At 38.5% G+C, this 9,622-nt stretch carries 7 protein-coding genes; 4 read left to right on the top strand and 3 right to left on the bottom strand.

Annotated elements, in window-relative coordinates; translation table 11 throughout:
* Nucleotides 1-610, top strand: a 610-nt coding sequence (locus tag E7C97_RS08420) for a glycine radical domain-containing protein (RefSeq protein ID WP_316108878.1), incomplete at its 5' end; no start/stop codon positions are given.
* Between the two features lie 402 nt (nt 611-1,012).
* Complete coding sequence (locus E7C97_RS08415) at nt 1,013-3,115, top strand: ATP-dependent Clp protease ATP-binding subunit (RefSeq protein ID WP_316108876.1); 2,103 nt, start codon at nt 1,013-1,015, stop codon at nt 3,113-3,115.
* Between the two features lie 54 nt (nt 3,116-3,169).
* Here E7C97_RS08415 and E7C97_RS08410 read toward each other — a convergent pair whose 3' ends face one another.
* Nucleotides 3,170-3,652, bottom strand: coding sequence for an S-ribosylhomocysteine lyase (locus tag E7C97_RS08410; protein ID WP_223140632.1), 483 nt, complete (start codon nt 3,650-3,652; stop codon nt 3,170-3,172).
* Between the two features lie 223 nt (nt 3,653-3,875).
* On the opposite strand from E7C97_RS08410, the gene E7C97_RS08405 reads away from it, so the two are divergent.
* Complete coding sequence (locus tag E7C97_RS08405) at nt 3,876-5,858, top strand: peptide ABC transporter substrate-binding protein (RefSeq protein ID WP_316108874.1); 1,983 nt, start codon at nt 3,876-3,878, stop codon at nt 5,856-5,858.
* 326 nt (nt 5,859-6,184) lie between these two features.
* Here the strand turns inward: E7C97_RS08405 and pbp1a are convergent, their stop codons facing one another.
* Both pbp1a and recU read right to left on the bottom strand, forming a co-directional pair.
* On the bottom strand, nt 6,185-8,347 hold the full coding sequence (gene pbp1a, locus E7C97_RS08400) for a penicillin-binding protein PBP1A (protein ID WP_316108873.1): 2,163 nt from the start codon (nt 8,345-8,347) through the stop codon (nt 6,185-6,187).
* Nucleotides 8,344-8,940, bottom strand: coding sequence for a Holliday junction resolvase RecU (gene recU, locus E7C97_RS08395; protein WP_316108871.1), 597 nt, complete (start codon nt 8,938-8,940; stop codon nt 8,344-8,346). The genes pbp1a and recU overlap by 4 nt, the downstream gene beginning before the upstream one ends.
* A 67-nt stretch (nt 8,941-9,007) precedes the next feature.
* Here recU and E7C97_RS08390 point away from each other — a divergent pair, with 67 nt between their 5' ends.
* Entirely contained in the window at nt 9,008-9,529 is a 522-nt protein-coding gene (locus E7C97_RS08390) for an SLOG family protein (RefSeq protein ID WP_316108869.1), read from the top strand.
* Nucleotides 9,530-9,622 lie beyond the last annotated feature (93 nt).

Raw genomic sequence — 9,622 nt, 5'->3', positions numbered from 1 at the left:
TGAAGATGACCCACGTTCAAACGAATTGGCAGAATGGTTGATCGAAGCTTACACAACTCGTCTACGTAGCCACAAACTTTACAAAGACGCAGAAGCTACTGTATCACTTTTGACAATCACATCTAACGTTGCTTACTCTAAACAAACTGGTAACTCTCCAGTCCACAAAGGTGTATACCTCAACGAAGATGGTTCTGTGAACTTGTCTAAACTTGAATTCTTCTCACCAGGTGCTAACCCATCTAACAAAGCTAAAGGTGGATGGTTGCAAAACTTGAACTCACTTGCTAGCCTTGACTTTGGTTATGCAGCTGATGGTATCTCATTGACAACTCAAGTATCACCACGTGCTCTTGGTAAAACTCGTGACGAACAAGTTGATAACTTGGTAACAATCCTTGATGGTTACTTCGAAAATGGTGGACAACACGTTAACTTGAACGTTATGGACTTGAACGATGTTTACGAAAAGATCATGTCAGGTGAAGATGTAATCGTACGTATCTCAGGATACTGTGTAAACACTAAATACCTCACTCCAGAACAAAAAACTGAATTGACACAACGTGTCTTCCACGAAGTTCTTTCTATGGACGATGCATTGAGCTAAGATTCTACAATAACTAAAAAAAGCCAGTCATTAAGACTGGCTTTTTTATTATAAAAATTTTAAAAAAAAAAATAGTCAAATTTAGTCAAATGTATTGACCAAAACTGACCAAAGTGATATACTAAGAACATAAGGATAAGGAAATCCTTAGAAACTATTGATTTCAAGGTGATGATATGGTTAATCTTGAAGTCAACTATGGTTAAAACCTAGAAAAGAGGTGCAACCTATGTTTAACATTAGTATTTTTAGAAGTCCAATTACAAAATCTACATTGGATAAAGAAAAACCAGAAATTATACGTAGAGTAGCAAGTAGCTAGTCTAAATTTTTTAAAACAAAGGTCAGAGAAAGTCAAATTAATTTGACTAACTAATTTTGAAAACAAACGAGGTATGAAATATGAACAACAACTTTAATAACTTTAACAACATGGATGATTTGTTTAACCAATTAATGGGCGGTATGCGTGGATACAGTTCAGAAAACCGTCGTTACTTGATTAATGGTCGTGAAGTAACTCCAGAAGAATTCGCTATTTACCGTCAAACTGGTCAACTTCCAGGCGAAGGAAGTGAACAAGCTCAATATGTTCAAGGTAAAGCTATGAAACAAGATGGGATTCTTGCGAAACTTGGACGTAACTTAACTGCTGAAGCTCGTGAAGGCAAGCTGGATCCGGTTATTGGACGTAATAAGGAAATTCAAGAAACATCTGAAATCCTTTCTCGTCGTACAAAGAATAACCCAGTTCTTGTCGGTGATGCTGGTGTTGGTAAAACAGCAGTAGTTGAAGGTTTGGCTCAAGCTATTGTGAATGGAGACGTTCCAGCAGCAATCAAGAACAAAGAAATCATTTCAATTGATATTTCTGGACTTGAAGCTGGTACTCAATACCGTGGTAGCTTTGAAGAAAACATTCAAAACTTGGTAAACGAAGTTAAAGAAGCTGGAAATATTATCCTCTTCTTCGATGAAATCCACCAAATCCTTGGTGCAGGTAGCACAGGGGATGGTCAAGGATCTAAAGGTCTTGCTGATATCTTGAAACCAGCTCTTTCACGCGGGGAATTGACAGTGATTGGTGCAACAACTCAAGATGAATATCGCAACACTATTTTGAAAAATGCTGCTCTTGCTCGTCGTTTCAACGAAGTAAAAGTTAATGCACCATCTGCTGAAGATACTTTCAAGATTCTCCAAGGGATCCGTGATCTTTATCAACAACACCACAATGTTATCTTGCCAGATGAAGTATTGAAAGCGGCTGTTGATTATTCTGTTCAATATATTCCACAACGTAGCTTGCCAGATAAGGCTATCGACCTAGTCGATGTGACAGCTGCTCACTTGGCAGCTCAACACCCAGTGACAGATGTGCATGCAGTGGAACATGAAATTGAAGAAGAAAAAGCTAAACAAGAAGCTGCAGCAGCCAAAGAAGATTACGAAGCAGCCCTTAATGCAAAAATTCGTATCGAAGAACTTGAAAAGAAAATTGCCAACCATACAGAAGATCATAAGGTGACAGCGACTGTTAATGACGTAGCTGAGTCTGTAGAACGTATGACAGGTATTCCTGTTTCACAAATGGGTGCAACTGATATTGAACGTTTGAAAGATATGGGTCACCGTTTGCAAACTAAGGTTATCGGCCAAGATAAGGCTGTTGAAGCAGTAGCACGTGCCATCCGTCGTAATCGTGCAGGTTTTGATGAAGGAAACCGTCCAATCGGCAGCTTCCTCTTTGTAGGTCCAACTGGTGTTGGTAAGACTGAGTTGGCTAAACAATTGGCTCTTGATATGTTCGGAACTAAGGATGCTATCATCCGTTTGGATATGTCAGAATACAGCGATCGTACAGCCGTTTCTAAATTGATTGGTACAACAGCAGGTTATGTTGGTTACGACGACAACAACAATACTTTGACTGAACGTGTTCGCCGTAACCCTTACTCAATCGTCCTTCTCGACGAAATTGAAAAGGCTGACCCTCAAGTGATTACTCTTCTTCTTCAAGTATTGGATGATGGTCGTTTAACAGACGGTCAAGGGAATACTGTCAACTTCAAGAATACAGTGATTATCGCCACTTCAAATGCTGGCTTTGGTTATGAAGCGAACTTGACAGAAGATGCGGATAAACCAGAACTCATGGATCGTCTGAAACCTTACTTCCGTCCAGAATTCTTGAACCGTTTCAACGCTGTGATTGAATTCTCACACTTGAGCAAGGAAGACCTTTCTAAGATTGTAGATTTGATGTTGATTGATGTCAATAAGACACTTGCTAAGAAAGAAATTGACTTGGCAGTGAGCGATGCAGCTAAAGAATACATGACTGAAGAAGGTTATGATGAAGTCATGGGTGTTCGTCCACTCCGTCGTGTAGTTGAACAACAAATCCGTGACAAAGTAACAGACTTCCATTTGGATAATCTTGATGCTAAACACCTTGAAGCTGATATGGAAGATGGTGTTTTGGTCATTCGTGAAAAAGCCTAAATCAAAGTTTTGCGAATCAAAAAAGGAACCAGCTGAAAAGCTGGTTCTTTTGTGTTAAATGACATGACGCTCAAAGGCATCATCTGAGATTCCTTGTTCAAGAATCAATTTTGCCCATTCCTTAGCTGAAAATAGGCTATGATCCTTGTAGTTACCACAAGACTCAATGGTAGTTCCTGGGACATCCTCCCAAGTTGTGGTTTCAGCGATTTCCTTTAGTGAATCCTTGATGACAGCTGCGATTTCTGCGCTAGTATGACGTCCCCACATAATCATATGGAAACCTGTACGACACCCAAATGGTGAACAATCAATCATCCCGTTGATGCGAGTACGGATGAGTTTGGCTAAGAGGTGCTCGATTGTATGAAGACCAGCAGTAGGGATAGAGTCTTCATTTGGTTGAACCAAGCGAATATCAAAGTTAGAAATGATATCTCCTTTAGGACCTGTTTCTTCTCCGATTAAACGGACATAAGGTGCTTTGACAATGGTGTGATCCAGTTCAAAACTTTCAACAATAACTTCTTTTGACATGGTATTTCCTTTCAATTTTCTCCTTTCATTATATCATAAAGATTTACTTGAAAACTGCTAACAAAGAGATTTTTCAAATATGAATGCCAAAAAAGTGACTGATTGTAAAAAATAATTTTAAAATGGCAATTGTTTTCAAATCAATTTGAAAAATTCTGAAAATTGTATTGACACTTAGCAAAAAAGGGACTATAATGTATAAAAAGTCATAAAGGAGTTTATTATGAAATTTTCAAAAGTAATGGCCCTAGCAGGAGTGACTCTGTTAGCGTCAGGTGTTTTGGCAGCTTGTTCAGGTTCAGGCTCTAGTGCAAAAGGTGAGAAAACTTTTTCTTATGTTTATGAAACAGATCCAGACAGCCTCAACTATCTGACAACTGGTAAGGCTGCGGTTGCTAATATCACAAGTAATGTCGTTGATGGTTTGATGGAGAATGACCGCTACGGTAACTTCGTGCCATCTTTGGCAGAAGATTGGTCAGTTTCTAAAGACGGGTTGACTTACACTTACACAATCCGTAAAGATGCTAAATGGTACACTTCTGAAGGCGAAGAGTATGCACCAGTTAAAGCGCAAGACTTTGTAACAGGTCTTAAGTATGCGGCTGACAATAAGTCAGAAGCCCTTTATCTTGTTCAAGAATCTATTAAAGGTTTGGATGCTTATGTAAAAGGTGAAGTTAAAGATTTCTCAGAAGTTGGAATTAAGGCTGTAGATGATCAAACAGTTCAATACACTTTGAACAAACCAGAAAGCTTCTGGAACTCTAAGACAACCATGGGAATTCTTGCACCAGTCAATGAAGAATTCCTTACTTCTAAAGGAAGTGACTTTGCTAAAGCAACAGATCCAAGCAGTATTCTTTACAACGGTCCTTTCTTGTTGAAATCATTGGTAGCAAAATCTTCAGTAGAATTTGAAAAGAATCCAAACTACTGGGATAAGGACAATGTTCATATTGATAAAGTAAAACTTTCATTCTGGGATGGTCAAGACAATAACAAACTTGCAGAAACCTTTAAAGATGGTGGTTTCTCAATGGCTCGTCTCTTCCCAACAAGTGGAAGCTACTCTGAACTTGAAAAAGAGTTTAAAGATAATATCGTTTATACACCACAAGATTCTTCAACCTTCTTAGTTGGTACAAATATTGACCGTCAGTCTTACAAATATACTTCTAAGACTACAGACGAGCAAAAGACTTCAACTAAGAAAGCTCTTCTTAACAAAGACTTCCGTCAAGCCATCGCCTTTGGTTTTGATAGAACAGCCTATGCTTCTCAAGTTAATGGAGCAAGCGGAGCAACAAAACTCCTTCGTAACTTGTTCGTACCACCAACATTTGTTCAAGCAGATGGTAAAAACTTTGGTGAATTAGTTAAAGAAAAATTGGTAACCTATGGTGATGAGTGGAAAGATGTCAATCTAGATGACGCTCAAGATGGTCTTTACAATCCTGAAAAAGCGAAAGCAGAATTTGCTAAGGCTAAGACGGCTCTCCAAGCAGAAGGTGTTCAATTCCCAATCCACTTGGATATGCCTGTTGACCAAACGAATACTACAAAAGTTCAACGTGTTCAATCATTGAAACAATCGCTTGAAGCAACATTAGGAACTGACAATGTCGTTATTGATATCCAACAACTTCAAAAAGATGAAGTCCTCAATGTTACTTACTTTGCTGAAACAGCTGCTGGTGAAGATTGGGACCTTTCAGATAACGTTGGATGGTCTCCAGACTACATCGACCCATCTACATACCTTGATATCATCAAACCATCAGTAGGTGAAAATACTAAGACTTACCTAGGATTTGATTCAGGTACCAATAACGCTGCTGCCAAACAAGTTGGTTTAGAAGATTACGAAAAGATGGTTGTTGAAGCTGGAAATGAAGACACAGATATTTCAAAACGCTATGATAAATATGCAGCTGCTCAAGCTTGGTTGACAGATAGCGCTTTGATTATTCCAACAACTTCTCAAACTGGACGTCCAATGTTGTCTAAGATGGTGCCATTCACACTTCCATTTGCTTACTCAGGTAACAAGGGAACAAGTGAAGCACTCTTGTACAAATACCTTGAACTTCAAGATAAGCCAGTAACTGCTGATGAATATCAAAAAGCTCAAGATAAATGGAAGAAAGAAAAAGAAGAATCTAATAAAAAAGCGCAAGAAGACCTTGCAAATCATGTTAAATAATAAAAAAGAGGCCGGACAAAAAGTCTGGCCTTTTGATACCCTTCCTGAGACTTTAGTTTAGCATGTTGATTATTGGTTTAATCCCTGCATTGAAGTAGTAGATTAGACTTTCTAAGTCACGCCCCCGTTCATAGATAATTTACGTAAACATAAGGTATCTTTTATCTATAATAATAAACAGTTTTCCCGACTATTTATCATGTGTTTGGTATAAGATTGCGATTGAGATATTTAACCTGTTCAGTTGTTTCTCTACATATTTTTAAAAAGTTTGATAGAAACTATATAGAAAAAACTGAGGTGTTATTCTCAGTTTTTTCTATATTTTATTGCTGTCTTCGTGGATTTTGTTGGGGTTGATTTTGTTGTTGAGAATTTGCAGATGAGTTTGGTTGCGTTGCATTTGGATTAGTAGTACCATTCGTATTTTCGTTTGAAGAGCTTTCACTTTCAGTTGTTGAAGTTGAACTTGAGCTAGAGCTCTCTGTTGTCGAACTTGCTTGAGTTGATTGTGGAATCCAGTTGCTACGTGCCCCATTCTTGAAGACGTAATCACCGCTTCTATAAAGTCCTTCTGGCATTGTCCAGTCACCAGGGTGATCATTTTCAGCGAGATATTCCATCATTGAACGATAGATGCTACCAGCAACTCTAAATCCGTCACCAACAATTGGTGTCAATCGATTGGAGTAACCAGTCCATACTGCCATTGAGTATTTACGTGTATAGCCAACAAACATTTCATCAGGAGCGACATACTGATCGGTTTTGATATGATTCTCAATTTCAGCATCAGTATAGTTTGATGTACCAGTTTTACCCGCTTGAGGTAACCAAGAAATGTAAGCACCAGTACCGTTTCCATAATATAGTACTGTTTTCATCATCTCGGTCATCATATAAGCTGTTGTTTCTTTCATAGCACGAGTACCAGGGTCGGAGAATTCCTTAGAACTTCCGTCACTGAATACTACTTTGTTGATGTACATTGGCTTATAATAAGTACCACCATTCGCAAATGCGGCATAAGCTGCAGCCATTTTTTCACTACTTGCACCGTACTGTTTACCTGATTCGGTCGTATTACTTGAAATTGCATTTGCGTATACCATAGTTGGATAATCAATGCCAAGTCCGTTTAAGAATTTTTTGGCTTTATCGAGTCCAACTCTATCGAGAGTTTCGACTGCTGGTACGTTACGAGATTGTTGGATAGCAGTTTGAAGAGTGATGTTACCATAATAGCTACGGTCCCAGTTGTAGACTGGAGTGCTAGTACCTGGGAAGTTATATGGTACATCCTTAAGCATGTAAGCAGTTGAGTCATAGATATCGTATTCAAGTGCAGGTGCATAGTCCGTAATTGGTTTCATAGTTGAACCCCAGTCACGGTTTGTTTCCACTGCTTGGTTAGTACCAAAGGATACATTGCTAGCTTGGTGACGAGATCCGAGTTGGGCAATAACTTTACCATTTGATACATCAACGATAGTAGAAGCTGCTTGGATATCATCATCAGGATAGTTTACGTATTGATCAGTGTTATAGACGTCCCAAAGGTGTTTTTGTACCTCTTGGTCGACGTTTGTATAGACTTCCATACCTGTTGTTAATAGATTATAACCTGTCTCTTGTTCTACTTGATCAATAACCTCTTTAAGATAGTTATCCATGTACTGTGGATAGCTATTAAGAGATTTTAGACTTTGAAGTCCATCTGTGATTGGAGTATTGATGGCTGTTTCATATTGTTCGGCTGTAAGGTATCCTTGCCTTTGCATTTCTGACAAAACAAGGTTTCGTCTTTCAAGGGCAGCTTCAGGATGAGAATAAGGATCGTATTGGTTTGGAGCCTGTGGCATACCTGCTAAGAGTGCTAGCTGTGGAATGGACAAATCTTTGAGATCCTTACCATAGTAGTTCTCTGCAGCAGTCTGCATACCATAGTTACCATTTGACATGTAGACCTTATTGACGTAATAGGTCAATATTTCTTGTTTAGTTGCAGTTCGCTCTAGTTGGATAGCTAACCAAGCCTCTTGAACTTTACGGGATAGGGTTTGATCAGCTGTTGATGTTGAGAAGTAGGTCAATTTTATCAACTGCTGAGTCAAAGTCGATCCACCTTGAAGACCGCTATTGCTTCGAAGGTTACGAAGGAAAGCTCCTGCTATACGAATGCTATCAATTCCTCTATGGTTAAAGAAACGGTGATCCTCGATAGAGACAATCGCATTGACAAGATTAGTAGGAATGTCACTACTTTGAGCATTGACACGACGTTCAGCGCCTAAATCTGCGATTAGTTCATTTTTGCTATCATAAATTTTACTGGATGTAGTTGCAACAAGTTTACTCTCGGAAAGTTCAGGAGCCTTGTTTGCATAGTAAAGAAAGACACCACCACCAAGCAGGAAAGCTGCGATAAATAAGCTAATCACACCAATGCCGAGGTATTTAGCGATGCGCAAGATAGTTTGTTTGTTCATATTGTTTTACCACCTAGTAAATGTTGTTTGACTGTCTCAAGGTAAGGAATTTGTGGAAAGGCAGACTGCTCAATCACATAACCGAATTCTTTGATATAGTCAAGCGGCATTGACTTTTTACCCATATCCTGATGATAAAAACGGATGAGGTCAAGTGCCGGCAATAAATACGTTTCTTGATAAGAAGAAAAATGAAGAAGGACAAAGCAAATCCCTTTTTGTTCAAGGACTTGTTCCATATGCCGAATCTGATGAGGATGGAAGTTCTTCATCGGAATAGCATGTTTTTGCTTGGTTTCCTTGGCTTCGAAATCGATGTAAAACCCTTCATAAACTCCAGAATAATCGGTAGTTGATGCTTGTCTAAAATAAGCTTCAACAATCTTAGCCCGACTACGTTGAGGATAGTCTACGCGGACAATCTGAACAGGAGTTGGTTTCTTGTGGATAACAGCTAAACCGTGTGTCAGATAATACTCGTTTGTAGCATTGATCATCTTCTCAAAGGTCATCCCACGATTTGCGAAATTTTTAGTTTGTGAGGTGACTTGTTGTTTTTTTTTCGATGGAAGTTTATGAGGATAGTTGACCATAATTCTCCTTATTGGTACAATAACATCACTCTATTATACCATAAAAGTGAACAGAAAGGGTGAAAAAATGCATACTGCCTTGGTTTTAGGCTATTCTAGCTTTGATTTAGGATTGTTTAATGACAAAGATATTCGTTTAAAAATTATTAAAAAAGCCATTCGTAGAGATTTGGAAAAAATGGCTGACGAAGGGTTGAAATGGTTGGTGTTTACGGGAACTCTGGGATTTGAATACTGGGTTTTGGAGGTGGCCAGAGATATGAAAGATGACTTTGGTTTCCAACTTGCGACTATCTTTGATTTTGAGACTCATGGGGAAAACTGGAATGAGGGGAATCGGGTTAAACTTAGTGAATTTAAACAAGTTGATTTTGTTAAATACGCTTATCCGAACTATGAACACAAGGGGCAATTACGAGATTATCAACTTTTCTTACTTGAAAATACAGATGTAGCCTATCTTTTTTATGATGAAGAAAATGAAACAAAACTGAAGTATTTTTACGAACTGATGAAAAAGAAAGACAACTATATTACAAAAAGATTAACATTTGAGGAATTAAACGAAGTAGCTGAAAATTTTTGCTAAATTCCCAAACTAACTTCCATCGCCAATAAAAGTGGAAGTTAGTCTGATAAAAATCGTAAAAACCAGTGGAAATCCGTGTCAGGGTAAGTTCCA

The organism is Streptococcus sp., assembly GCF_032481935.1.
Classification (GTDB): domain Bacteria; phylum Bacillota; class Bacilli; order Lactobacillales; family Streptococcaceae; genus Streptococcus.
This window is presented reverse-complemented; position numbering and strand designations above follow the sequence as displayed.

Excerpts from the sequence above, each read along its gene's own strand:
- E7C97_RS08415 (WP_316108876.1), top strand. The coding sequence starts at position 1,013 with ATGAACAACAACTTTAATAACTTTAACAACATGGATGATTTGTTTAAC.
- E7C97_RS08410 (WP_223140632.1), bottom strand. The coding sequence starts at position 3,652 with ATGTCAAAAGAAGTTATTGTTGAAAGTTTTGAACTGGATCACACCATT.
- E7C97_RS08405 (WP_316108874.1), top strand. The coding sequence starts at position 3,876 with ATGAAATTTTCAAAAGTAATGGCCCTAGCAGGAGTGACTCTGTTAGCG.
- pbp1a (WP_316108873.1), bottom strand. The coding sequence starts at position 8,347 with ATGAACAAACAAACTATCTTGCGCATCGCTAAATACCTCGGCATTGGT.
- recU (WP_316108871.1), bottom strand. The coding sequence starts at position 8,940 with ATGGTCAACTATCCTCATAAACTTCCATCGAAAAAAAAACAACAAGTC.
- E7C97_RS08390 (WP_316108869.1), top strand. The coding sequence starts at position 9,008 with ATGCATACTGCCTTGGTTTTAGGCTATTCTAGCTTTGATTTAGGATTG.